The organism is Cytobacillus praedii, from assembly GCF_001439605.1.
In the GTDB taxonomy this organism is placed as follows: Bacteria; Bacillota; Bacilli; order Bacillales; family Cytobacillaceae; genus Cytobacillus; species Cytobacillus praedii.
In genome coordinates this window covers 17080-43552 of the sequence record NZ_LMBX01000005.1, presented here as the reverse complement: position 1 = coordinate 43552, position 26473 = coordinate 17080, and the positions used below count along the sequence as shown (strand labels likewise).

Genomic DNA, 26473 nt, shown 5'->3' with positions numbered 1-26473 from the left:
CTCCAACTCACAACTCTTATATTCTAAATTAAAATTGTTTTATTTTTTCTTAGGTACAAGCGGCTGTGAGCAAAACGTGTAATAGTCTATCCTATTTAAGTATTTAGTTAATTTCCATAAACCAAATAGTAAGCTGATGAATGCAGCTATAAATATCGGAAAGCCATAATTTCCGATATAAAAGAAAATAAATGTAATTAGCATACTCCCTACTGTATATATCGCAGTTGTCCAGCTGGCTCCTTTTTGATCATCATAATAAAGAAGCAGAAGAACGACGGTATACATAATGATAAAAAATAAAAAGCCAAGAACAAAAATAATAAAAAGTTGAATTTGGTCATAGGTCATTCCTAATAATGGAAGGAATTTCAGCCCTATTGCAATCGAGCAAACAGCAACAAATAATTGCATTTCTGCTATAAAGGAAAGTTCGAGCGACAATACCTTAAACATATCCCTTTTGGCGGATAGGATTTCCTTCAAAGGAAATGAATTTAAAATTCGATTATAGTAGGCTTTATATGCTTCATAAAAGTTTGTCTCAACTGTAACTACAAATAACACCATCGCTGGCAGAATACTTAAATAAGCAAAGAACACAGGCACATCATAAAAAGGAGCTATCACAAATGTATTTTCAACGACATGCTGGTGCTTTCCCTGCCAAACAATAAAATTATGGCCATAGAGCCCCAATGTATATAAAAACCCGCATATAAATAACAAGGGATACTTCTTTATATACGATAAAAAAAGAAAGTATTTGAAATTATTCACTTTAAAGAAATCACGTATATACTGCGTAAACTTTATCAGCATGAAAAAGAAGCCGATGTCCAAACAAATCATCATTGCAGTTGCACTATAAATTTGAAGAAACTTAATACAGATAAAAACAGCCAAACCTGAAATAAAAACACCGATAAAAAAACTTTTTACTATTTTCATATAATCTTTCAATGCAGAAACATACATACATTGGATCCAGATAATAATTAATTCAACAAAAAGAATGTAAGCAACAATTTTGAACGTTAGATCTAGTGGAGAAAAAGAAAAAAATACGAATGCACTGATGCCCCCGAGTAACACACATATCGAAATCACCCCGAACATGGATGCTAAAATATTCTCAAATTTTTCTAAGAATAGTTGATCTGCTACATACCTTGATACGATTAAGTTAAAGCCCCCTGTGATAATCTGAGAAAAAATCAATGCATATTGTGTGGCGGCCAAAAACAATTCTCTTTCAGCATATGGTGTATTTACAGAAATAAGGAGCTGCTGTGCAACAGTCATGAGTAAAATACATAATGCAAGCGGCCCAACTGTAACGATTGCAGAATAGCTATATGCACGTACATTCGCCAAAAGCCCTCGTTCATTGAACATTTTTTTTAATTGAAAACCTATTCCTGCCATATCCTATCCACCATATCTTTATAAAGTTGTTTGTATTGATCAATAAAGCTTTTCTTCGTATAAAAATTCGCCGCTCTTTCTCGACCGATATTCCCCATTTTCTTTCGCTTCCGATTATCTTTACATAAAAGGATAATAGCCCTTGCCATTTCAACATATTGCATAACGGGTACAATGATCCCTGCTTGACCTAAATCATCACTTTCACCCAACAGTATCCCTTTACAATTGCCAACATCTGTTGCAACAAAGGGCTTCCCACAAGCCATTCCTTCTAATAAGACGAGCGGCTGCCCTTCACTAATACTTGATAGAACGAGAACATCCATTTGATTAATGTAATCTCGAACATTAACCTCACCGGTAAATATCACATCTTCTATCATTAAGTTTTCGACTAGTCGGATGCATTCCTGATAGTATTCCTCATCCTCATCGGTTGGACCCAAAATGAAGAATTTTGCATCTTGCAGTTCCTGTTTTACAATGGCAAAACTTTGAATCATTGTTTTTATATCCTTAATTGGGACAACACGCACAATCGCACCAATATTTATTCCGTTCTCATTAAATGAATTTCTAGCAGGAAGCTGCTGATAATCCTCGAAATTCACCCCATTTGGAATGATGGATATTTTGCTGGAAGCACATCCTAGTTCTTCTTGTATTTCCATATTCTTTTGAAATAATGAAATCACTTTGTCTGCTGTATCATAGGCACATGTGGACATATTGTAAAAATATTGAATCCATAAATCTTTAAAGAACCCTTTTACCCATTGGGCTTTAATGATTTCTTCTTCTCTTTCTCTCGTATATATCCCATGTTCGGTTAACAGAAAGGGTTTCTGATACATATACTTTCCTAAGCTGCCAAGCACTCCTGCATATCCTGTTGAAACACTATGATAAAGATCTGCTTCTGGGAGCGGATGCTTAATACAAATAAACAAAGGCAAAACCATAGACCTCATCGACCAAAACATATCTGTAAACGGAACTTGTTCATATTTTTCCAAGCAAATTTCATGTACGATATCAAAGAAATCCTTGCTTTTTAAGAAATTTACTGCTGAATCAATCCTTTCCCCTGAAAACATAGACAACAGTGTATTCCAGTCAGGCTGCCTGCTATCTAATAACGATTTAAGCGCTTTTTTCTCTTTTGCCGTCAGTTTATAATCGCGGCCCCATTTGTTTTCTTCCTCAGTAAAGTCATCTAAAAATACTTCCTCCACAAAATTGATATTAGGTGGAAGCTGATACTTGAACTTTCCCTTTGCTTTTTTTTCGGCGCCAATCGAATAAATAATAAACTCATGGTCCTGCATATTCGTTACTATCGTTTGAATCCAGCTTGAAACTCCACCAGTTACATATGGATAGGAGCCTTCTGCAATGATGCATATTTTCATTACTCAACCAACCCTAACTCAATTGATGCTTTTTTCGCTTTCACGAAGTACACACCTTCATCTATTTTTTCTACTTCGCAATTTGTCAGCTTCCCAATTTTCTTCTTTGTTCGCAGGATAAAATGCATTTCACCAGGAAATTTATCTATTTGGACTGATAAGCGATCTTTCTTCTCGTCAATATATACATCTGCTTGTTTATAGTTGGTTAGCTGTTCCCCTGCATTTCTTGCAGTCATGCTTGATAGCCAAGGATAATCAGTATGGACTTCTCGCATAAAACGATTATATTCCTTCCCAAGCCTGCTCCATTTTTTTTTCGATGAACGGTCATCATCCAAAATATCATCAGGATGGATAAAGTGAGAAAAAACACCAAGCGATGTCACAGCATTTGCCATTGCCCACTTCTTCTTCTTCGTATATTCATACCCAGATGTGATTCTTGGAAAGTGGATGAACGTTTCTCCCTGGTCAAATTCATGAACTGTTGTATAATTTACGCTATCCGGAATATACATGGATGACAGAACACTAATCGATGGAATCGCATTTCTCAGTGCTGCTTCCCCTACGTGGTCAATCCGATTGGAAGGAGGCACATACGTTTTAATTTCGTAATTAGGGAAGATCTCTCTTACATAATTTTCTACTGTATTTAATGATGTCTCCATGTCTTCCTGATTTTTCCATGCATGATAACCTAAATCTTCAACAGCTTTCGCATTTACCGTTAATGATTGATGGTTATAGCCATGTATACCAATTTCTCCTCCCATTTTTAGCAGCTCACGTCCAAATTGAACAAATGAATTACGATTTTGATCTTCTTTTTTAAATGGAGGAGTAACTTTATCATCATAAGATTGAATGACAAGACCTGTATATTTCACATCATATTTAGCGGCAAGCTTCTGCATTTCTGGCCACCAAATATCCTGATAAAAACTAGGTGTATCTCTCCGATACTCTTCATAGATAATCTTGTTCTTCCCTTCTGGGATAGGTGCTGGAAAATCATCAATATATACTACCTTCATGTCCATAATTGGATAAATAAAATCCTCATTCAATAGACTAAAAGCGCCTGTTATTAGCCCTCTATTTTCTCTTGTTTCAAGCATCGTTCCATTGAAGACCATAAATTTCCCTTTTTTATATGTTGTGTCCCATAACAATGGAATATGATCAATGGATTCTGCATATACTATTGATCGGTCGTCTAAACCGACTGATAAGGAGGAGTTATCTGGAATCTCTCCTTTTTTCATAACCATCTGATCTTGCTTAATTAATAGATTGGAAGTGAGTTTCAACCCATTTGGCGTGATAAATTCTCCAATCTCATAAATTCCTAATTTTCGATATAAGTTGTACAAGGAGTTTTTAATTTCTGGACGAATAGCGAAAAATACACTCCCGCCTTTAGCCGTATATTCTTCAAGCACAGGAATATTTGGCAAGGCACTTACTTCTTCAAATGTAATGACAACATTCTTATATTGATCAAATGTATCAGTAACATCCGCAATTGTAACAGCCTTTGCCTTTTTCTTCATATAGGCGAGTGTTTGTAAAATATTTTCCTTCAACTGAATACTTGAAGAATCCTCTTCATTATAGAGAATTAAATACTCGTCTTCATTTAGTCCTTTCAATGTATCATCTGACAGCCTTGTGATGCTTGATTCACCGTCATTCACACCAATCACAGTCTTATTAGGCAAATACTTAAGAATATAATTTGAGTTAAATATCCCAAGAAACAGGCCAATAATTAATACAAACATGATAACAAGGTATATTGATTTTCCTAGTTTGAATTTATAATCCATTTGTCCCACCATGCAACCAAAATCTTATTTTGTTTAAACCTTGAGGAGTTAATCTAACCGGTGACTGCCTAAGCAATTGTAAAACCTCTTGAAATTTTAATTCATCCTTAATTGTGTAATAGAGTTTCATTGACATAAAATAGGCATCCTCTTCATTTGGACAGTGCTGTAAAAAGAATTGGCTATATTTTTTCGCTGTTTCAAGCTCTCCCAGCAGGAGGTCACAATTAATTTTCTCAATATAAAATTCTTTTTCTTTTGGATTCTTTTCAATAATACTTTCCATAATTTGTGAATATCGATAGGAATATTGTTTTACAGTTCGTTTATCTAAGAAACCTGTACTTAAATAGGATTTAGTCACTTGTCCAAATGAAATCAAAAGCTTCAAGTCATTTGGATTTTCTTCTACTTGATACTCCATCTCCCCAATGGAATTTAACAGCTTGCCTTTTATATCCTGTATTGCAGCAGCAGCATAATGTGATGTTTCTGTGTCGTCATTTTGGAGTGCTGTTTGCAAGATTTCAATTCGATTAAATGTTTCATTTTTCAATAAATCCAATAACATCCTTCGTTTTGTCTGATTATCATTTAGAAGTAAGGCATCCTTCATAGGAACAATGCTTGTCTCTTTATCCACATCTATCTTTTGTAAAATTTCAAATTGCTCATTTTCCTTTTTTATTAATCCATCTGGAATGATTTGTTCTTCATTCGTCCATTTACGGAACATAAAATACAAAATACTGAAGCCAACAAAGGGGCAGAAAAACGTAATCATCAACTTAACAGCAACGTTTCTTTTACTTTTGCGATATTCAATCACCAGATAGATAGCAGCAGCAAGGTAATATACCAATAAAGCACTAAACATGAACTTCTCCCTCTTTACACTGGTGTTGATCAATAATTTTTTGAATACGATTGATCACTGCTTTTGCATTCTCTTTATCCGTATTAGAAAGAAGAATCCAGTAGGAGTCATTTTCATCCTTACCTATATTGTCAGTATCTCTTAATGTTGCATGTATTCTCTTAATTAAATTCTCCATATTATCAATAGGAACAATTCGCAATAAGTAATAGGGAATATTTAGCTGTTCCTGTGCTTTTTTCTTACTTTCTACAGCTCTTTTAAAATATTCCGGTTTTAATATGCTCGTCCCAACAATATAACGCTCATGATGGGTCGCACTGACATGCTCATAGGCCCTTGTAACAGATGCAGTAATTAAATTGGTCACAACATGAAAGAGGTTCTCATGATATAAGGTTAGATGGTCAAAATTCATCTCATTTGTACATATAACAGCAACTGCACGATTTTCTTTCCAAATTGGAGCAATCATCATTGGAAAATTAGGATCCAATTCTCGATTAATAAAAGCTTTATTGTCTTCAATTGCTCTTGCATAAGGACTATTCGGAATGACCTCTATCGAAGTTGGAAATTGAGAATGTTCAACATTGGACTTTGAAACTAGTCGTAAATAACGATTCCCTTGACCAACTAGATAGATAGATGCTTCCTTCGTCTTCATAATTTGTTCAAGTACACTAATAACGCCATTGAACACATCATCAGGTTCGAGGCTATCTATCTTTTTAATAATAGAATAAATTTCTCCAACACTATCTTCAGAATAAAGAATTTGTGTTTGTAATTCGTCCTTTACTTTGCGAGTCTCCGTATAAATATCATCAAGCAATTGGTACTTTTCTCGAAATAGCTGCAATTCACTTTTAGCTGTTTCCTCTCTTAAATGCTTTCGATCAATTACATAACCAACGAGAAGGGCTACGAATAAATAAACGGCAAATTGAATTAACGTTGTATGATCGGTAAACAACGACACGACTTCTCTCCCGTTCATTAATCCTTGCCAGCTATATAATAGAACGGCTAGCCCACAACCAATTAAAGCCTGTACTTTTCCAAAAATAATTCCAGCAGAAAGAATATATAAAAGTAAGAAATCAATGTTGAATAAAAAATCTCCCACTTTAAGATGGAGAGCAGCAAGAATAATAAATAAAATGATATTTTCAATGTACGGAAGATACCTTTTTTCTGAATGTAAAACATTAAAAGCTGCCGGCTCAGGTCCTTTATCTTCACGAACATTCTCATTTAATGCAGCACTTTTTTCTGCGGCAAACCATTTATATGTTCGGTTTAACCCTTCCTCTAAAGAATATTTCGGACTCCAGTCTACCTCTCGTTTCACCTTCTGATTATCAAGTCGTGAATATTTAATATCTCCTAATCTTGAAGGTTTATAAATAATTTCAGGCAATGCAGCGATTTCTTTAAAATGATTGATTAGCTGATTAATACTCGTTTCTGTATTCGTTGAAAGATTCATTAATCCGGTTACATTACTTAATAAAGCCCGATAAATGGCCTCCGCCACATCTTCTACATATATAAAGTCCCTCGTCTGAGTGCCATCACCAAAAATATCTAATGAGTCATTATTCAATATTTTTTTGGCGAAAATGGAGATGACACCGCCTTCTCCTCTTGTCCCCTGTTTCGGTCCGTACACATTTGAAAAGCGAAAACATGTCGAATCAAGCTGGTATAAGTCATTCCACTTTTGACAATAGTACTCCCCAAGCTTTTTATTGATGCCATATGGGGAGGAAGGTTCACAGGAAGATTCCTCATTTAAGGGAACTTCCTTATTATCCCCATATACTGCAGCTGAAGATGCAAATACAAACTTTGAAACATTATATTTACTGGACAGCTGTAGGATGTTTACCAGACCCATAACATTTATTTTTGAATCTGCTGCTGGACTGAGAATAGACTTTTCGACATCAACTTGTGCAGCCAAATGAATCACAGCATCAAATTTATTCGTTCTAAACACTTGTTCACATTGTTCATCTTCAATATTAAGAAGATAGGATTGATGGCGGAATTGAACATTGCTCTTTTTTCCAGTAGATAGATTATCAAGAATGTGGACTTCATGCCCTTCCCGATAAAATTTCTCTGAAACAAAAGAACCTATAAAACCATATCCGCCTGTAATTAACACTTTCATGAAATACCCCTTTTAGACTAATTCTTAAATCCTATTTAATGACTAAAAAAAAAGTCCCTCTTGTGCTATTAAGTTATTTTACAATACACCAGTTATTAAATACTACATTCGCTATTTACACAGTAGCAATTTCATAAATAGCCCAAAATATAGTTTAATACCCATGTCTGAACAATTTCTGAACAAAATACCATAAGAATTGACGAATCACCTTGGTCATCACACGATATCTAGTTTTGACTCCTATCCCCTCTAGGTCAAAAGCAGCACTATACCGTGGTGAACTGAGCTATTCCTCAGTCTTTCTATTGTTTGTTCGTTCAAGTCTTCTTCAAAGACTTATTAAAAGAAAACACGTTGAGAGTGAACGTTGAGTTTTCTCAGAGAGGAGAAACTTTAAGTTTGATAGGCAGAAAAGCTACTAATGGCAGACAGTTCCCAAATAAAAATAAAAAAAGACGAAAGCCTAGATATGCCCTCGTCTTCTCCACTTTATTCTATTTATTTCCCGTCCACGACTTCTTTTAAGATTTCATATGAACGTTTTTGTTTAGCAGGATCATAAATATAAGAAACCGCCATGATTTCATCAACATGATATTGTGTTTGAAAATTGATAAGCTGTTCCCGAATGGATTGTTTGCTTCCTAACAAAGTCACACTGGACATAGAAGAAGCCATCTCTTTTTCAGGCTGACTCCAAATACGATCCATATCATCAACTGGCGGACTTAATGGTGTTCTCGACCCCCGGACAACATTTAGGAAAAATTGCTGCATCGTTGATGATTCGAATTTTGCCTCTTCGTCACTTTCAGCCGCAATCACATTTAAACATACCATCATATATGGGGATGCTAAGTATTGCGATGGCTGGAACCGTTCACGATAAATCGAGATTGCTTCCCGCATATACCTAGGGGCAAAATGAGAGGCAAAGACATAAGGCAAACCTAGTTTAGCAGCTAAATAGGCAGAATCCGTTGATGATCCAAGAATATAGATCGGAATATCTGTTCCAACCCCAGGATATGCTCTAACATAGCTTTGCCCTTCCTCTGGTCCAAAATAGTTAAGTAAAGCTTTCACATCTTCTGGGAATGTATAGACAGAATCATTTTTTGAGCGTCTGAGTGCACTAGCCGTCATCATATCCGTTCCTGGAGCACGGCCTAAACCTAGGTCTATACGATCAGGATAAATGGTTGCCATTGTCCCGAATTGTTCTGCGATAACTAAAGGAGAATGGTTAGGTAACATAATTCCTCCAGACCCAACCCGTATTTGTTTTGTATGTTCTAAAACGTGTTTTATTAAAATGGATGTAGCTGAGCTTACAAGAGTTGGGGAATTATGATGTTCCGCAATCCAATAGCGAGAATAGCCCATATCTTCCACTGCTTGTGCTAAATCAACTAATGCATCAATCGCTTCCTTCGCACCCTGCCCTTGGCGGATCGGTGCCAGATTTAAGACTGATACTGGAATTTGTATATTTGTCATTTCCAATTATCCTTCCTTATTGAAGATTCAATACAATAGTAACAATTGGAACAAAAGAAACAAAACTATTTGCTTCATCCTTTTTAGTCTAACAATATTATTATCATTTGTTGTCTCAAAGCAATTATCTTTTTATTCCTAGCAGAAACGTATCAATAAGGAAATGGAAGCTTTTATTTACATCTAGCTCCATCGCAAAACCGTCTTTTTGTTCAATTGATGCAAAGCCATGTAAAATACTCCTGAACCCTCTAGTCGCATGGACAGCATTTTCTCCTTGAAGTCCGTAGTGCTGTAAAACTTGGATAACTAAGTTCACTACTTTTTCAGATGCAAGCTTTATATCCTTATCCTCCATATCTATTGTGTAAAATGTTGCTTCATAAAGTCCGGGATTCCTTCGAGCAAAAGTGAGATAGGCTTCACCCATGGCACGAACCGCATTATCTCCAGATTTTCCTGCTGCAGCTTGCGACAAATATTGATTAAGTTCCGCAATTCCATATACGGCTAATTCCTTGCGAAGGCCTGGTAATCCTTCAATATGATTATATAAGGATGGCGGACGAATATTTAATTTTCTTGATAAGGTTGCCAATGTAACTGCTTCAAGGCCATCAATATCCGCAATTTCAGCTGCTGCCTTTACAATGGTTTTCAAATCAAGACCTATTCTTGGAGTCATCTTTTATCTCCCCTTCCCTAAGTTTTTTTCAGCCCGTTGAATAGCTAACTCTATCTGCAGTTTAGGATCCGATAAAATTTTTCCATGGCCGACAGCTAATACTGCAGGTGAGCAATCCCGTATTTTTATTGCACTCTTAACCGAAACCTCTTTACTCCACGTTCCAAATGCCGGAAAAGGAAACAACGGCTGCACTTGTCCTGCTACAGCTATTCCTCCACGAGTCTGGAATGCATCACCAGCTATAAGTGCATGATTTCGTGTATCAAGAAATGAAAATGAACCTGGTGTATGTCCTGGTGTAGCAATGGATAAAAGTGATCCAATCCGATCCCCATCATGAAGCAGAATATTAGCTCTTGTTTTTAAAGATTTGGGTACCCCCCCTTTAATAGGTGTATAAGCTTCTCCCTCATCCAAGCTTCGATCTCCTTCCATTAGTCGGGCATCCCTTTCTGATATCATTACATCCGCTTGCGGCAAGGCTTCTTTTAAGCGATCTAATGCACCAACATGATCATCATGTGCATGCGTTAAAACAATTCGAGTAATTGGTTTTCCAATTTTCTTAGCTGCTTCTAAAATGCCCTTGGTGCTAAATGGCAATGCGGCATCAATAAGAGTTAGAGTATCCTCTTCTTCAACTAAATAGCAATTAACTGGAAAAAAATTAGCCAGAAAGGTCATTTGATAAATTGTTCCTGATCTTGAAATTTTCATACGTTCCATTTCCCCCTCACAAAACTAATGTCGTTAGTTTTACAATAACTAATACCATTAGTTTTGGCAATAGGCTTTTAAAATTTTTTTTGCAGAAGCCAATCTCCTTTTTCCAACTGAAACATTGCCTTTTTATTAGCAAAAACGTGCGGGCAATTGTATAGTAGATTTAATAAAAACATAATGAGAGGGTTTTAAAGGATGAATCATCATGAAACGGATGAAAATGAAGATCTATTCGAAGAACCGCCATTAGAAGATTTTTTACCAAATACGGAGGATGAGTGGCTGCGAGAAAAGCAGATGAGGAGACAAACCATTGTAAAGAGGACGATTACAATCGGTATTGCAATCGCCTTGCTAGTAAGCTTACTTCAAATTTGGCCGCAAGTCTTTAATCTATCATCAATCAATTTTTTGCATAAATCAGCTGAATTATCCAAACAGGAGAATATTCAAACTTATAAAGAAGCTGTTGTTACCATTCAAGACCAGCATTCAAAGGGAACCGGATTTAATATCGCTAAAAAAGGATTAATCATTACCAATTACCATGTGGTCGAAGACATGTATCCCATAACGGTTACTTTCCCAAACGGAGAAATCTTCCAAGCAACCATTTTACAATCTAATCCAGACCTCGATCTTGCGTTTTTACATATTGAAGCAGAAAACTTACCTGCTCTTTCTTTAAGCGAACGCGGTAATTGGGTAGTAACTGATCAAATTTATGTGATAGGAAACCCGCTTTTACATAATCAGATTGCTATGGATGGAGAAATACTTAAAGGCTCTAATCAAAATGGGGTTCTGCTTCTTTCAGCACCAATATATAAGGGGAACAGTGGAAGTCCAGTCATTAATACAAGCGGAAATGTAATTGGCGTTGTCTTTGCATTATCTACAAAAGATCAAACGGGATTGGCGATACCAATCGAGAAGGTTATTGAGCAGATGCCGGAAGGATATTAAGAGAGACAAGTTCCTTGTCCCTCTTTTTATAACAGAGCATCTGCCTCTACGATTTCAACTGTTAAATACTCTTTCAGTGATAAATCAATTTCATATGGGGCGCTCTCTTGGCCATCTTCATCTGTTAAAATTCTAATTTCTGGTCTGCCAACTGCATGGAAATTGTATTTAGATACGATGCCTGTTCTTCCATCATTTAATTTAACAGTCAGTCCAGGCGGATAAATGGCAATGCAATTTTTAAATAATTGAACTTGCTGCCTATCAAATTGTGTACCACTGCCGCTATAAAGTATTTCAAGCCCCTGGTGCGGAAGCATCGCCGAACGGTATTCCCGATGACTTGTAACCGCATCAAATACATCAGCTACACTTAATATTTTTGCATACTTATGAATTTCGCTGCTTTGTAACCCTCTTGGATACCCCATACCATCCATTCGTTCATGATGTTGGAGTGCACAATGAGCAACTGTTAAGGGGAGTTCATGAATTTTTTTGAGGTGATCAAAACCTAATTCACAATGTGATTTCATCTGCTCATATTCTTCTTCTGTTAACTTTCCAGGCTTATTTAGAATTTCTTTAGGAATATATATTTTTCCAAGATCATGCAGCATTGCACCTAAGCCAATTTCTTCAATATTCTTAAGCGGCAATCCATTCTCAATTGCCAGCTGACAGGCGTAGATTGATACATTTAAACTATGTGTATATACATGATTTTCATATACTTTTGTTGTTGCTAATAAGTTAAGTGCTGTTCTATTTTCAGTTAAACTGCCTAGAATATCCTTATAAATCTTCTGTAAACTACGAACGGCTCTGCCTGACTTAGCCATTTGCTCTAATTTAGATCTATGCGGATTTAACCCTGCTATATCATCCAGACCTTCTGTAATAACGTTCATTGCCTCAACACGTAATTCTTCAGGTATAGAGTCGACTATTTCTATCCCTTCGGACATTTCATCTTCAACATATACTGTAAACACATTGAAATTCATTAATTTCCTTATCAAACTATCTGTTAAATACGTTCCCTTCGTCAAAAGAACCCTGCCGTTCTCTTGATAAACAGATTTACCTAACCTTGTCCCCGTTTTACATCCATCCAATTTAATTAAACGCATGACTCTTTCTCCAGTTTCCCTTATTAAATCCAGTTACTTATTTCCTATTAAGTTTCGCACTTAAAATCTTATAGGTACATGATACTACACCATTTGATATATTTGTATAAAAATACGTTATCATTTTAAATTTTCTTCTAAGAATGCTTCATTTTCTGTTGGTTAAAATAACAAAGGCTACAAATTTGGAGGAGGACATGAAAATGAACAACCTTATTAATCAAAAAAATGAATGGAGAGAAGTTCTAAAAATCGTTAAGCAATTAGATCCGAAAAAATTAGAAATTATAAAATCCACCTTACCAATTTTGAAAGAACACGGGGAAACCATTACAAAGCATTTCTATCAACGGATGTTCAAAAACCATCCTGAACTGCTTAATATTTTTAATCAGACTCATCAAAAGACTGGACATCAGCCCAAAGCATTAGCGGATGCAGTCTATGCAGCTGCAGCAAATATTGAAGATATGAGTAAAATCATACCGGCACTTGAAAGAATTGGAGAAAAGCACCGAAGCTTGCAAATTAAACCGGAACACTATCCAATTGTCGGGGAGAATCTTCTTGGTGCGATTAAGGAAATATTAGGTGATGGAGCAACAGAAGAAGTACTTGATGCATGGGCTGATGCCTATGAAATCATTTCGGATGTCTTTATTCGTATGGAAAATAAAATGTACAAAACAACTGAGGCTCAGCCTGGAGGCTGGGGCGGATTCAGGGACTTTATCATCGATAAAAAAGTTGAAGAAAGCGAAATTATTACCTCCTTTTACTTAAAGCCAAAGGATGGCCAAGAAATTGCGCAATTTATTCCGGGACAATATATTACGATCAAAGCGGAAATTCCCGGTGAAATCAATACCCATTTACGGCAGTATAGTTTGTCAGACAGACCAGGGCAGGACTATTACCGTATTAGTGTGAAACGGGAAGATAAGAAAGAAAATGACATTCCAGCTGGGATTGTTTCCTCATTCCTCCATCATGAATTGCAGGCAGGTGATATATTACCGATCACAGCTCCTGCGGGGGATTTTTATCTAAACACTGAGAGTCCTCTTCCAGTTGTCTTATTAAGTGGCGGGGTAGGACTAACCCCTACCATCTCCATGCTAAATTCTATACTAGACTCACAGCTCAAGAGAGATGTGTACTTTATTCATGCAGCTAGAAATAGCCGTGTGCATGCATTTAAGGAACATGTTCTAGCGCTAACTAAAGAAAATAAGCAAGTAAAATCTTTTTTTGTTTATGATAATCCTTCTGATGAAGACCGAACATCCAAAACAATAGCCAAGGAAGGCTATATAACTCTCGAATGGCTGCAGAAGATTCTTCCTACAAAAGAAGCTGAGTTTTATTTCTGCGGCCCAGAGGCATTTATGAGGGTAATAAATCGAGCGTTAAAACAATGGGAAGTACCTTCCGATAGAATTCATTATGAGTTCTTTGGTTCGTTTGGGGACTTAGATGCAAATATAGAGTAGGATGGAATTTAGCAATAGGGACAGGGGCAAATCCCCTGTCCCTATTCTGTTGAATAGAGGTGTAGCTCGTGCATCGCTCGAGTACATGCAGTATAGAAAAGTCTGCGCTCACTATCTTTACCATAAGCTGAAGTATTATAGATGATGACTGCATCAAATTCAATGCCTTTCGCTAAATAAGAAGGGATGATTATAGGACCTGATTCAAATGTCACAGTCCCTTTTTCCATTAATCTAATAGGTAAGTTTTCGCTAATTTCCGTAAATACCTTATAGCTTTCCGCTGCTGTCTTGCAAATAACTGCAATCGTTTCATGCCCTTTTCTTTTTAGCTCCTTCACTTTTTCAATAATAGAAGGAATTAAGTGCTCCTCTTTCACTACTGTTAAGGTCGGCTCCTCCCCATCACGGTTAAATGCTTCTATATGATGTCCATCCTTTAACAGTGTCTTTGTATATTCAACGATTGGACGAGTAGAGCGATAGCTTCGAGTCAGAACAATCGTTTCCTTTTCGTCCTCTTCTAATCCATTTACAGCCATTGCATCTTCCTTATGTGAATGCATGTAGATGCCTTGATTGATATCTCCAAGTAAAGTCATTTTACTATTAGGAAATAATTGCTTTAAATAAGCAAGCTGGAAAGGGCTGTAATCCTGTGCTTCATCGATGAATAAATGACGGATCGATGAATGAGTTTTCCTCCCTTCTATTTTATCTTTAAAGTAAACAAATGGAGTGGCATCTTCATAGCTGATTTCACTCGAATTCAGTTGATCGATTGATAGCTGACGTATATCATCCCAACTTTCAGGAAATGGTACATTCATTTTATCAAGCATCTTCTCTCCAAAAAGCTGAATGTACATTCCCAAATAATGAATAAATCCGAATGCTCTTACTCGTTTAATGATTGGCTTAAAATATCGGCTGACGACAACTTCGGAAAGTATTCCTTCTTCTTGAGCGAAATCATCGAACGTATCATCTTTAAATCTTTTTTCACCTTGAAGTTTTTTAAATGCATCAGCATAGTCTTCTTTTTCTAAGAATTGAATTTCTTCCTTTACCCAATCCTTCCTTTTTTCTAATTTCTTTCGTTTCTTTAATTCTTTAACGATCCATTCCTGTAAAAGCTGAATCCGGTTCGGTATGGAGATGTTTGTGTCAAAGGAATAAAATTTTTCACTTAGCTGCTCTTTAGTTATTAATGATTTACTTCTTAGCTTTATATCTCTAAATAGAAATCCTTCTGTACTTAATAATTGGAGATAGCTGTCAATGATGTCTTTAAATTGGATAGTTGATTTTAGCTGAATACTGCGGACACGACTTTCATATTCACATGATTCTTTTGTGTTAAGCAGATATTCTAATTGTGTAAACGGGTCTTCTAGTTTTAATGCCCTGCCTGCCCGGTGATTTAAATATTCCTGGAAAGTTGTTTGCTGCATATTTTCCTCCCCTAATTCAGGAAGAACAGTCGCGACATAGCTATTAAAAAGTGGATTAGGTGAAAATAGCATAATATTTTGCGAAGATAATATGCCTCTGTATCGATAGAGCAAATAGGCAATCCGCTGCAGGGCCGCAGATGTTTTTCCGCTTCCTGCCACGCCTTGGACAATCAAAAGCTTGCTTATTTCATTGCGAATGATTTGGTTTTGTTCTTTTTGTATGGTTGCAACAATGCTTTTCATTTGCGTATTCGCACTATTTCCTAATACTTCCTGAAGCATTTGGTCACCAATAGTAACACCTGTATCAAACATACCTTGCAACTCACTATTTCGAATAATAAATTGCCTTTTAAGTGTCATCTCTCCTTCGATGATTCCTTCAGGTGTTGTATACCTTGCCTCCCCGGGCGGATAATCGTAATAAAGACTGGAAATCGGCGCTCTCCAATCATAAATAAGAAAATTTTCATTTTCTTTATCTAAAAAAGAAGTAATGCCAATATAAATCGATTCCTGTAAGGATTCGCCCATTTCTTTAAAATCTACTCGACCGAAATATGGAGAATGTTTTAATCTGTTAAGTGTTTTGATTTGCCGGTCCAGTTGATTCTGACTTCTTTCTCGTTCTAAAAGAAGCTCGGCTTGCTGTTTAATACTAAAAAAGGTTTCATCGATGTCATCTTGACCATCCATGTTTACTTTCACATCATCCCAAAATGTTTTTCTTATTTCAAAAGCATCAGAGCTGACTTTCTTTACATGCTGACTCAGGCTGTCTATTTTTTGCTGAATTTCCATTCCGATAGTATAGATCCTTTTTTGCTCTTCTTGTTTATCCATTTGTTCATTACTCATGAAATCACTCCCAAATTTCAATGTTTGACAACTGGTCACTTTTGTGATAATGTTATAGGTGGATAGATGCAAACGTTAATACCTAAAATAAAATTTAGACGCGACTTTCATTTTAGCATTCGCTTGCTATTAATGCAAGGCGTTATTTTACATATACATACTATGTTATTAGCAGGCGAATTGCCTGCTTTTTCTTTTGTTCTGCATCGAATAATTTGAAAATAATAATTAATAACATTTCTATTGACCTTATAGTGTAATCCTTCTAAAATCATGAGTAGTCTAATAGTCATATTTTCATTATTACATAGTTTCAGAAAGAGGGTTTATCGTGTTTTCACCGCCTCCTATCAATAACGGCATTGAGGTTAGTGGGGAATACTCACTTCCAATCGTTATCTTATCCATCATCATCGCGAGTCTTGCATCATTTACAGCCATTTCAATGAATGAACGAATCCAAAAAAATAGCTTCTTCCACCGTAATTTTTGGCTAGTATTAGCATCTCTTGCGATGGGGTTTGGCATATGGTCTATGCACTTTGTGGGTATGAGTGCACTTTCATTGCCATTTATGATGCATTATGATTCCCTGCTTACATGTTTGTCCATTATCCCTTCTGTTATTGCTTCATTTTTGGCGTTTTACATCGTGAATCAAAAAAAACGATCAATTACTACCTATTTATTATCAGGCATTTTCATGGGAATTGGCATATCCACTATGCATTATACCGGGATGGCTTCTATGGTCATGGACGCTTATTATGTATATAATCCTTGGATTTTTATCACTTCAATTATCACTGCGATCTTGGTCTCATTTGTTGCTCTTTATATATTTTCCCGCCAGCAAAGGTATGCGAAAAATAATTATATAAAAGCCTTAACATCGGCCATAATGGGGCTTGCAGTTCCTAGTATGCATTACATTGGCATGGCTGGAACTTCCTTTTATCTGCCCAAGCAACAAGTTATGACAGCCGGGCATCATATGAATATAACATTATTGATTACAGGGGTCACAATTGGCATTACTTTGTTATTAGGTCTATTGCAATTATCAAGCCTAGTCGACCGTTATGTAGATTTTCGGGTGAGTCATATTGATATATTGACTAAACTGCCTAATAGACGCAGTTTTGAGAAGGCTTTAAATGATGAAGATGTCTATCGAAGCATAGCCGTCTGGAATCTCCACAATCTTGAAAAAGTGAATAATGATCATGGGTATCATTTTGGTGATGAAGTGATTCAATATGCTGCCAATGCGTTACATCAATTAAACATTCCACTAAGTGAGCTTTACCGAATTGACGGTAATCGTTTGGCACTGCTTTTGCAAGGCAAAGATCGACTCAATGAGCTTCAGCATGCCATGAAAAATATATCTGCAAAATGGAATCATCCTGTAATAATCCAGGAAAAGAAAATTTTGTTACAAGGTGTTTGTGCTATTTCAACTATAAATGATCAACAAAGCCAAAAAAGGTTATTTTCCGATATACTTGCCGTTCTGTCCAGTCCGGGCATTCAATATAAGAACGAGGTAATCCGTTTCGACCCGCTCATTCATACGTATTCATTTGAACAAGAAATCTTAAATACTATTGATCAAGCGATGAAAAATGATGATCTTTTTCTGGTATATCAACCAAAGGTAAACGCTGGTACACATAAAATTGTCGGACTGGAAGCGCTGATCAGATGGAATCATACCGAACATGGATTTCTGTCCCCTGGCGTTTTTATCCCGATTTTAGAACAAAGCCATCGGATAAGTGACGTGACAAACTGGGTTATCAATAAAGTGTGCAATCAGATTAAAGTATGGGAGGAACAGAATTTACCTACCTATCGAATAGCGATTAATATTCCTGGTGAATATGTTACTTCTCCAAGATTATTACGAACATTAAAGAAAGCATTAAATAGATACTCGGTTAATCCTAGTCTTGTAGAGTTAGAAATCACAGAAACAACCGTTATGGAATCGGCAGAATCTTCTATGCGGGCGATTAACACTTTTCGAGAAGCAGGTTTTTCCGTTGCACTCGATGACTTTGGGACTGGTATTTCCTCGCTCTCTAATTTAAGACAGATGCCTATCTCAACCCTTAAAATAGATAAATCTTTTGTGGATGAAGTGCCCCAATCAGAAAAAGATTCATCCATTTTAGAAGCGATTATCGCACTTGGACATTCACTAAATCTAAATATCGTAATCGAAGGAGTAGAAACCAAAAATCAAGTAGACTTCTTAACCTCTACAAGCTCCCTCCTCTCATTACAAGGCTACTATTTTGCTAAACCGATGGAACCTGATGAAGTAATGGAATGGATTAAAGCACGCAATAACGAATAGGTGGATAAAAACACAAAATAACGGTATACTAATCTGGGAATATTTAGCAAGGAGGTGTCTGAGTGTTACATGTAACTAATAATATGGAGTTTGAAATGAAAAGCTGCTTTACACCTAACTTTAGCAATTCTCATTCATTAAAGATTCTGGACGTTACTACTTCCAGTGTCATTATCCAAATGAATAACCCTGATTGCAGAGGCGTCTTTCCATTAGATAGCTTTCAATATTGGATAAAAAAGGGATCACTCATTCAAATCAGTGATACAGAGAAGAAAACATCATGAAAAACATCCTTACACAAGGATGTTTTTTCTCTTGTAAATACAGGTGAATTTTCTTAAAATTTAAGTAAAAACATAGGATGTGGGACATGATTATAAAACAGCGCTTCCAGCCAATAGAATTAAAAATCTGGAACTATTTAAATGGTAAAGCAAAGTTATCACCAGCACAGATAAAAAATTTTTCAGCATGTGATAAATGATTTGAAGGCGAAAAGGAGTTTGATAAATGGGGAGAAAATCTATCATGCAAGTGCCTAATCCTGAATGATTTACTACTTGAATATGATCAAAATATTTTTCAAATTGATACATTACTAATCACACATGAAACCATATATTTAATTAATGTAAAAAACTATGAAGGTGACTTTTACTATGAATCAGGGAAATGGTATACCCTAGCTCGTTCAGAAATAAAAGATCCTTTGCTCCAACTAAAGCGAAGTGAATACTTATTTAAGAAATTGATCCGAAGTATTGATTCTACCAACTATATCATTGAACCCCTTCTTGTATTTATCAATCCCTACTTCCACCTTTACCATGCTCCAATGAATCTTCCGATTATTTACCCAGCCCAGCTTGAACGTTTTATGACAAAATTAAATATGCAGACTACAAAATTAAATGATAAGCATCTTAAAATGGCTAAACAATTACAATCACTTCATAAAACAAATTCCTTTTATACTCAAATCCCTGATTATGATTATGACCAACTAAAAAAAGGTGTAGTCTGTTTGGCATGCAGTTCGTTCAAGCTTGATTTGAACAAGGATAAATTGGAGTGCTTGGAGTGTGGATGTGTTGAAGCAGCAGATTTAGCGGTATTGCGCAGTGTCGAGGAGTTTAAGCTGCTTTTCCCTGATAAAAAGATCACCACTCATAGTATTTATGAATGGTGCGGAGTGATTAAATCGAAGAAAACGATTCGGAGAATTCTATCAAAAAACTTTAAACTTTATGGACATGGAAAATCCTCACATTACGATAATAAATAATGTATCAAAAGACACGAAAGTACTTTAAAGGAAGTACAAACGATTAGGTTACTTATGTTAAGATTTATTAATTGGTGTCGGGAATCATTCTTTTGATTACCAACATCGGCGCTTTCCTACTTCTTCGGGCATCATAGGTCCACTTTGATTACCAGCATCGGCTTTTTTCTGCTTCTTCGGGCATCAAAGGTCTCCTTTGTTTACCGACATAGCCTTTTTTCTGCTTTCTCGGGCATCATAGGTCTCCTTTGATTACCGACATCGCCTTTTTTCTGCTTCTTCGGGCATCATAGGTACCCTTTGATTACCGACATCACCTTTTTTCTGCTTCTTCGGGCATCATAGGTACCCTTTGATTACCGACATCGGCTTTTTTCTGCTTCTTCGGGCATCATTGGTACCCTTTGATTACCGGCATGGGCTCTTTACTGTTTTTTCGGGCATCATAGGACTTCTTCAATTACCGACATCGGCGCTTTTTTACTTCTTCGGGCATCACAGAACGATTTGATTACCTTCACCGGCACTTCTGTACTTCCTCGGGCAACATACATCGGTTTAAATTAACGCCAACACCATTTTTCTGCGTTTCATGTATCCTAAGATTTTTCTTGCTTAATAGTTGCCAGATATCCAAATAAAAACTCGCAACTATTAAGCAAAATAACATATAGAAATCTACTTTACTCACAAACAAGTATTTGCCTAGAAAATACTCCTTTACTCGCTATACAGCGGTCTTGAATGTCAAAACCTGCTTCCATGATCATTTCATCAATTGTCTCAATCGTAATAATTACCGCCTTCTTGGCAATGCGGCGTGCATGTTTCAGAATATTAAACTGTTCTTCTGGTGTGGCATGGGTATACAGATTGTAAGGCAAATCAATGATCGCTGCATCATATTGTTCAGTTACATCTGATATGGGACCTATTGCGACTTCCCCTTCATAGCCAAAAAAGGCAATATTCTCTCTTGATCCTGAGGTAACAAGTGGGTTAATATCACGCCCAACAATATCAATACCCATAGAAAGCGCTTCTACTAAAACCGTTCCAATTCCACAGCAAGGATCTATGGCTTTTACTCCATCAGGTTTAGGAACTGCGATATTTGCCACTGCTCTAGCAACCCGTGTACTTAGAGCAGTAGAAAAAGTTTGCGGTTTCTTCATATGATGCAGCCATAGCGCTTCATTTTTCCGCAAGTTCCCGAAGTACCAGCGTCCGCCCAAGGTGACGATTCCAAACATATGATCAGGCTGCCGTACATCAGCTTCCCCCTTGATTTCCCAGCCAATTTCACGTTCAATTAAACGACGCTGATCATATTCAATTTTTTGACCTGCCTCTAAATCATTAATTTTAATAAAAATTACTTTGAAGGTTGATTCCTTCATATCAATTTGTCCAACTTGTTCCACGATTTCCGGCAAGCTGTCCCCTTCATATATCACTTCAATCCGCTCTTTAATAAATGGGCTGCGGCTTGGATCGATTTCAGTCGTACTTTTTAGAATACTGTTTTCTGCCTGTTCACCAAAAAGCGAGCGCATTTCTAGATGAGAAAGTGACTGTTCTTCCTTTTGGCATGCAAATGTATAAATAAATTCAGGACTTTCTTTTTTTATAAACAAATAATTACCATCCTTTTTAATTACTCAAATCATTCTTCCTATCACACCATATCTGTAATGTGGAAGAAATGCAATTAAAATCGTTCTTTAAATATCACATTTACTACTGTACATAAGGTATTCACTATATAAAATATTAAATGTAATTTTTTGTAAATTATGCTTGATATCCTGATTTCCTCCTCATTACAATAAATAAAGCCTTACTAAATTTTTATGAGATTGGAGGAACTAGCTTGGATTACATTAAACCAGCACAGCTAGTAGAGGATGTTGCACAAGCAGGTGCTTATAAATCTAAACTGGGATTAAAGGATATCTTAATTAAAGGAATTCTATCAGGTGCCTTTTTAGGCTTTGCCACTACACTCGCATACACTGCAACAATAGAGACAAATTTAAGTATTGTTGGAGCGCTTGTTTTTCCTGTTGGTTTTGTACTTATTTTATTATTGGGATTAGAACTGGTGACTGGAAACTTTGCGATGCTTCCGCTTGCTAAATTAAGAGGGCAAACTTCCATCACAAACATTGGCTACAACTTCTTTTGGGCTTTTACTGGAAACCTTTTAGGCAGCCTTTTATATGGTTTATTATTTTATATATCAGCAACAAAGCTTGGGCATGTAACAGATGGTCCAATGATCGATAAGATTATTAGTGTTGCAGAAGCAAAAACGCTAACATATAAAAATCTCGGCGGAGAAGGAATCATAGTTGCCATGACCAAGGCTATACTATGTAATTGGATGGTGACATTAGGAGCGTTTATGGCATTTGTTTCGAGCTCAACGATTGGAAAAATTGCTGCTATGTGGCTTCCGGTTTTTTTATTTTTTGCCCATGGATTTGAGCACGCCGTCGTAAACATGTTTGTCATTCCAACTGCCATCCTCATGGGGGCAGACCTCTCACTTGGAGACTGGTGGCTATGGAATCAAATTCCAGTTACAATCGGTAACTTTATTGGCGGGTTCATATTCACTGGATTAGCCCTGCATTTGGTGAATCACAAGAAAAAAACAAATATGGATTCGAATACCATACCAACTCCTCTGAGAATCAAAGGTTTGTAGAAACATCTTTCCTAACTTTTCTCGACATGATACACTTGAATCCTTCTGATTAATTTGCTAGTAAATCTTGATATCAACAAATTTTTCATGGTATTCTTGAAAAAAATTAACTTCTTAAGGATTGGTTATTATGCGTATTAATAAATATATTAGTGAATCTGGCTATGCCTCAAGGCGAGGGGCAGACAAATTAATTAGTGAAGGAAGAGTCACAATTAATGGAAAAGTTGCAAAGGTCGGCAGCCAAGTTGAACCTGGAGATGATGTTCTCGTAAGCGGACACCCCATTCGAATGGCTAGAAACTATGTGTATATTGCCTTAAATAAACCTGTTGGCATTACAAGCACAACTGAAAAAAATGTAAAAGGAAATATTGTTGACTTAGTCAATCATCCACTTAGAATTTTTAATATCGGCAGACTCGATAAAGATTCTGATGGTCTCATTCTTTTAACAAATGACGGGGATATTGTTAACGAAATACTACGTTCAGAGAATAAACATGAAAAGGAATACATTGTTTCTGTAGATAAACCGATAACACCAGAATTTTTGAAGAAAATGTCTGAAGGAGTGAAAATACTCGGTACAAAAACGCTTCCATGCGAAGTGAGACAGTTATCAAAATATGATTTTCAAATCATATTGACACAAGGGCTAAATCGCCAAATTCGCCGTATGTGCGCAGAACTTGGATATGATGTGTATCGGTTGCAGCGCACACGAATTATGAATATCCATTTAGGAAATCTGCCTGTTGGACAATGGCGTGATTTAACAAAAAAAGAACGCACTGCTCTATTTAATGAACTGAACTACCAGCCGAAAGAATGGTAAAAGATTAAAAGCGCATGGCTCCCAGTCCAATGATGGAAAAAGGAGACCAAGCGCTTTTTTATTTCCCTACTACCCGGCTCACAAGCTCAGTTACGTCTGCCCTGCTCATTTTTTCCTTCCCAGCTGTTAAAGCATCTAGCGTACCGTGCGCTAGCGCTAAAGGGATTTTACAAAAATGGAGTATCGTAGCGGTTTTAATATCCTTCACATACTCATCAGCTAAAGCTAGATTTCTGCGTGCATACGTTAACATATCTTCAAAATCCCAGCCTATAGGAAAAAAGTTAACTCCTCTGCTCGCATCTTCCGTATGATTTCGGAGAATGTTCACTGACTGCAATCCACGTCCAAACGCAATCGCAAGATCTTCATCTGTATCTGTTTGATCATACCACTTCCAAATATCTGTCAGCATAACCCCTACCAATCCAGCAACATAGAACGTATATTCATCTAAATCATTTTCATCTTTAATATCCCAATCTTTTCTAGCCCATTTTGCCATTCCCTCTGCCATAACAGATGTCGCATCCAGGATTTTTTCTTTAATTACTTCTGGGCATACTTTAATCCAGTCACCAAGTCGAATGGTGACTTCAGGTAGGATTGATAGATATGGCTGGAAAATGTCCATTAACTCATTGTCTTGAAATGGCCTACGTAATAATTTGCTTACAGCTAGCAATAGATCACTCTTTGCCGCCGATTCAAGTTCAGTATGATCTTCAATTTCATCAATCGCTCGCATGCATAAGTAGGCAGAGGATACTGCTTCTTTTAAACCCGGTGTTAAAAGACTAATGGGAATAAAAAAAGTCCGACTCGTCTCCTTCAACATCTCAATCGCATCATTATGTAAATTAGTCTCTTCGTTCACCGTATGCTGCCTCCCTTTTTCTTATATGTTGATTGTAATATTCCTTCGTTACGAGTGCAAATATAAGAAGCTATTCACAAAAAGTGAACAGCTTTATATTCGTGTACTCTTTATCTTCTATTTCATTTTAAGCTATTTTATCTTGTCCATCATGACCCTTTTTGAAATAGTGTAAAGCAAATGTTATAAGGAAAGCTAAAATGATAATTCCGAAAAATATGAGATGATCAATTTCAATGCCAAATACACTTAAGAACATTTTAATGGCAATAATGGCAATCAATATGAAAGCTGTGTTTTCAAGTTCAGGAATTTTTTCAATGAGAACAAGAAACCCTTTCGCAACTGTCCGCATCATTAATATTCCGAGCATACCGCCAATGAGTAATATCCAAACCTTTTCAGATACTGCAAATGCAGCCAAAATACTATCAACTGAAAACGCTAAATCCATAATCTCAACAGATATAACTGTTGCCCAAAAAACGCCAAAAGTTCGGGTAAGCCAGCTGTCCTTTTTCATTCCTTCGGCTTCGTCATCTCCTTCACCAAGCCAGAAATGTTTAATAACAAGCCACGCTAAATATCCAGCACCTATCACCTTGATCCACCAAAACTTAATTAGCAGCATACCAAGACCTATAAATAAGAAACGGAAGAAATATGCGCCAAACAAACCATATGTTAACGCCTTCTTCTGTTGTTTCTTAGGCAGATGCTTTACCATAACAGCCAGTACTAAAGCATTATCAGCAGATAGCAAACCTTCTAAAATGACTAGCGTACCAATATACCCCCATGATACTGGATCTGTTAACACCTCTCCCCACATTTCCAAATCGAAAAACGAGGCATATGTGTCTAACAGCTGATTCAGGATTTCCACTATAAAGACCCCTTTAAAAATAAAATGTTAGCATTTATAAATCACTAAAAAAAGATAGCTAAAGCTATCAATTAGTGTCATGCACATTGCAAATTTTATACATTTAAATAGAACAATCATAAAATGAGAACTAGTTCTATTATAATTATACTAGAATACCAATTAAATAGCCACTGATTATATCTTGGCAAGCAATATCAGTCTAAAGAAAAACAACTGAATGGGCATCCATCCAGTTGTTACCTTTTTCGTTTTGTATTGTCATTAACTATTATTTGACAAGCCTTTTTGCATGACAACTAATTCTTCTGCAAGTGCGTCAATTCGGGATAAAACATCCTCATCAATAATTTCATTTTCCGCATTGAAATGTTCTCCATTAGCATACACATAACTCGGTGCAACAAAAGAACGCAAATATCCAGCAATTGGCTTCATTTGATTTTCTACGACTAGATAATGCTGATAGGTCCCTCCATTCGCTACAAATCCCATCACTTTATGACGGAAAGCAGCCGGATGAACGATATCAAATACATTCTTTAAAGGTGCAGGAAATGATCCATTAAAAATAGGAAAGCCAATTAAATAAAAATCTGCTTCCGAAACCGCTTTAATCATTTTTTTCGTGTCCTCGTTATATAGATCCGGATTTCGTCCATCACAAAATTCCATTTGAAAGTCTCTCAAGTCGAGCAGATCTATTTCGATTTCAGGGTATTTTTCCTTGACCTTTTTTAAGACAGCATCCACTAGAATAGCTGTTTTGGCACCTAAGATGGTTCCAGATATTCCGAGTAATTTCATTCGATGTTTTCTCCTTCCAATGGTGTTCCTATTGCTCAAACCTACTTACCTTTATTATCAGCATACGAACAATAGTTACAATTCTTGACTTTATCATACACTTTTTCCTGCTAAATGAGAATTAAAACACTCCGAGTATAA

At 36.4% G+C, this 26473-nt stretch carries 21 protein-coding genes and 1 pseudogene; 8 read left to right on the top strand and 14 right to left on the bottom strand.

Annotation, left to right across the window (positions count from 1 at the left end):
- Positions 1 to 39: 39 nt before the first annotated feature.
- The 8 genes from pelG to ASU02_RS06990 all read right to left on the bottom strand — a co-directional run bounded on the left by pelG (position 40) and on the right by ASU02_RS06990 (position 10645).
- Positions 40 to 1428: an exopolysaccharide Pel transporter PelG gene (gene pelG, locus ASU02_RS07025; RefSeq protein ID WP_057762397.1), complete on the bottom strand. Its 1389-nt coding sequence runs from the start codon at positions 1426 to 1428 to the stop codon at positions 40 to 42.
- A complete protein-coding gene (gene pelF / locus ASU02_RS07020; protein ID WP_057762395.1) occupies positions 1416 to 2843 on the bottom strand; it encodes a GT4 family glycosyltransferase PelF in 1428 nt (475 codons plus the stop codon). Before pelF ends, pelG begins: the two co-directional genes overlap by 13 nt.
- Positions 2843 to 4678, bottom strand: coding sequence for a DUF2194 domain-containing protein (locus tag ASU02_RS07015; protein WP_057762393.1), 1836 nt, complete (start codon positions 4676 to 4678; stop codon positions 2843 to 2845). The genes pelF and ASU02_RS07015 overlap by 1 nt, the downstream gene beginning before the upstream one ends.
- Entirely contained in the window at positions 4668 to 5555 is an 888-nt protein-coding gene (locus tag ASU02_RS07010; RefSeq protein WP_057762391.1) for a tetratricopeptide repeat protein, read from the bottom strand. Before ASU02_RS07010 ends, ASU02_RS07015 begins: the two co-directional genes overlap by 11 nt.
- Positions 5548 to 7737, bottom strand: coding sequence for an NAD-dependent epimerase/dehydratase family protein (locus tag ASU02_RS07005; protein WP_057762389.1), 2190 nt, complete (start codon positions 7735 to 7737; stop codon positions 5548 to 5550). Before ASU02_RS07005 ends, ASU02_RS07010 begins: the two co-directional genes overlap by 8 nt.
- 501 nt (positions 7738 to 8238) lie before the next feature.
- Complete coding sequence (locus tag ASU02_RS07000) at positions 8239 to 9240, bottom strand: LLM class flavin-dependent oxidoreductase (RefSeq protein WP_057762831.1); 1002 nt, start codon at positions 9238 to 9240, stop codon at positions 8239 to 8241.
- A gap of 124 nt (positions 9241 to 9364) precedes the next feature.
- Positions 9365 to 9925: a TetR-like C-terminal domain-containing protein gene (locus ASU02_RS06995; protein ID WP_057762387.1), complete on the bottom strand. Its 561-nt coding sequence runs from the start codon at positions 9923 to 9925 to the stop codon at positions 9365 to 9367.
- Between the two features lie 3 nt (positions 9926 to 9928).
- Positions 9929 to 10645 (bottom strand): MBL fold metallo-hydrolase, encoded by a 717-nt coding sequence (locus tag ASU02_RS06990; RefSeq protein ID WP_057762385.1) that lies wholly within the window; start codon positions 10643 to 10645, stop codon positions 9929 to 9931.
- A gap of 201 nt (positions 10646 to 10846) precedes the next feature.
- On the opposite strand from ASU02_RS06990, the gene ASU02_RS06985 reads away from it, so the two are divergent.
- Positions 10847 to 11617 (top strand): S1C family serine protease, encoded by a 771-nt coding sequence (locus ASU02_RS06985; protein ID WP_057762383.1) that lies wholly within the window; start codon positions 10847 to 10849, stop codon positions 11615 to 11617.
- 26 nt (positions 11618 to 11643) lie between these two features.
- Here the strand turns inward: ASU02_RS06985 and ASU02_RS06980 are convergent, their stop codons facing one another.
- On the bottom strand, positions 11644 to 12750 hold the full coding sequence (locus tag ASU02_RS06980) for an HD-GYP domain-containing protein (protein ID WP_057762381.1): 1107 nt from the start codon (positions 12748 to 12750) through the stop codon (positions 11644 to 11646).
- A 203-nt stretch (positions 12751 to 12953) separates the two neighbouring features.
- Here ASU02_RS06980 and hmpA point away from each other — a divergent pair, with 203 nt between their 5' ends.
- Entirely contained in the window at positions 12954 to 14243 is a 1290-nt protein-coding gene (hmpA, locus tag ASU02_RS06975) for an NO-inducible flavohemoprotein (protein WP_057762379.1), read from the top strand.
- A gap of 41 nt (positions 14244 to 14284) precedes the next feature.
- Here hmpA and helD read toward each other — a convergent pair whose 3' ends face one another.
- Positions 14285 to 16558 carry an RNA polymerase recycling motor HelD gene (gene helD, locus ASU02_RS06970; protein ID WP_057762378.1) on the bottom strand — a complete coding sequence of 758 codons (2274 nt, stop codon included), beginning with the start codon at positions 16556 to 16558 and terminating at the stop codon, positions 14285 to 14287.
- A 331-nt stretch (positions 16559 to 16889) separates the two neighbouring features.
- Here helD and ASU02_RS06965 point away from each other — a divergent pair, with 331 nt between their 5' ends.
- The 4 genes and pseudogenes from ASU02_RS06965 to ASU02_RS26890 all read left to right on the top strand — a co-directional run bounded on the left by ASU02_RS06965 (position 16890) and on the right by ASU02_RS26890 (position 20211).
- Positions 16890 to 18923: a bifunctional diguanylate cyclase/phosphodiesterase gene (locus ASU02_RS06965; RefSeq protein WP_057762376.1), complete on the top strand. Its 2034-nt coding sequence runs from the start codon at positions 16890 to 16892 to the stop codon at positions 18921 to 18923.
- A 62-nt stretch (positions 18924 to 18985) separates the two neighbouring features.
- On the top strand, positions 18986 to 19210 hold the full coding sequence (locus tag ASU02_RS06960; RefSeq protein WP_232426183.1) for a hypothetical protein: 225 nt from the start codon (positions 18986 to 18988) through the stop codon (positions 19208 to 19210).
- 215 nt (positions 19211 to 19425) lie between these two features.
- Positions 19426 to 19716 (top strand): annotated as a pseudogene (locus tag ASU02_RS27350) (nuclease-related domain-containing protein); the annotation flags it as partial.
- Between the two features lie 87 nt (positions 19717 to 19803).
- A complete protein-coding gene (locus tag ASU02_RS26890) occupies positions 19804 to 20211 on the top strand; it encodes a hypothetical protein (RefSeq protein WP_232426182.1) in 408 nt (135 codons plus the stop codon).
- Between the two features lie 683 nt (positions 20212 to 20894).
- On the opposite strand, the gene ASU02_RS06950 is transcribed toward ASU02_RS26890, so the two are convergent.
- Entirely contained in the window at positions 20895 to 21767 is an 873-nt protein-coding gene (locus ASU02_RS06950; RefSeq protein WP_082631729.1) for a TRM11 family SAM-dependent methyltransferase, read from the bottom strand.
- 317 nt (positions 21768 to 22084) lie between these two features.
- Between ASU02_RS06950 and ASU02_RS06945 the strand changes: the two genes are divergently transcribed.
- Both ASU02_RS06945 and rluF read left to right on the top strand, forming a co-directional pair.
- Positions 22085 to 22924, top strand: a complete 840-nt coding sequence (locus tag ASU02_RS06945) for a formate/nitrite transporter family protein (protein ID WP_057762371.1) — start codon at positions 22085 to 22087, stop codon at positions 22922 to 22924.
- Between the two features lie 130 nt (positions 22925 to 23054).
- On the top strand, positions 23055 to 23762 hold the full coding sequence (rluF, locus tag ASU02_RS06940) for a 23S rRNA pseudouridine(2604) synthase RluF (RefSeq protein ID WP_057762370.1): 708 nt from the start codon (positions 23055 to 23057) through the stop codon (positions 23760 to 23762).
- A 58-nt stretch (positions 23763 to 23820) separates the two neighbouring features.
- Here the strand turns inward: rluF and ASU02_RS06935 are convergent, their stop codons facing one another.
- The 3 genes from ASU02_RS06935 to ASU02_RS06925 all read right to left on the bottom strand — a co-directional run bounded on the left by ASU02_RS06935 (position 23821) and on the right by ASU02_RS06925 (position 26332).
- A complete protein-coding gene (locus ASU02_RS06935; protein ID WP_057762369.1) occupies positions 23821 to 24639 on the bottom strand; it encodes a squalene/phytoene synthase family protein in 819 nt (272 codons plus the stop codon).
- A 127-nt stretch (positions 24640 to 24766) separates the two neighbouring features.
- Positions 24767 to 25525, bottom strand: a complete 759-nt coding sequence (locus ASU02_RS06930) for a TerC family protein (RefSeq protein WP_057762367.1) — start codon at positions 25523 to 25525, stop codon at positions 24767 to 24769.
- 264 nt (positions 25526 to 25789) lie between these two features.
- Positions 25790 to 26332 carry an NADPH-dependent FMN reductase gene (locus ASU02_RS06925; protein WP_057762366.1) on the bottom strand — a complete coding sequence of 181 codons (543 nt, stop codon included), beginning with the start codon at positions 26330 to 26332 and terminating at the stop codon, positions 25790 to 25792.
- Between the last annotated feature and the right edge of the window lie 141 nt (positions 26333 to 26473).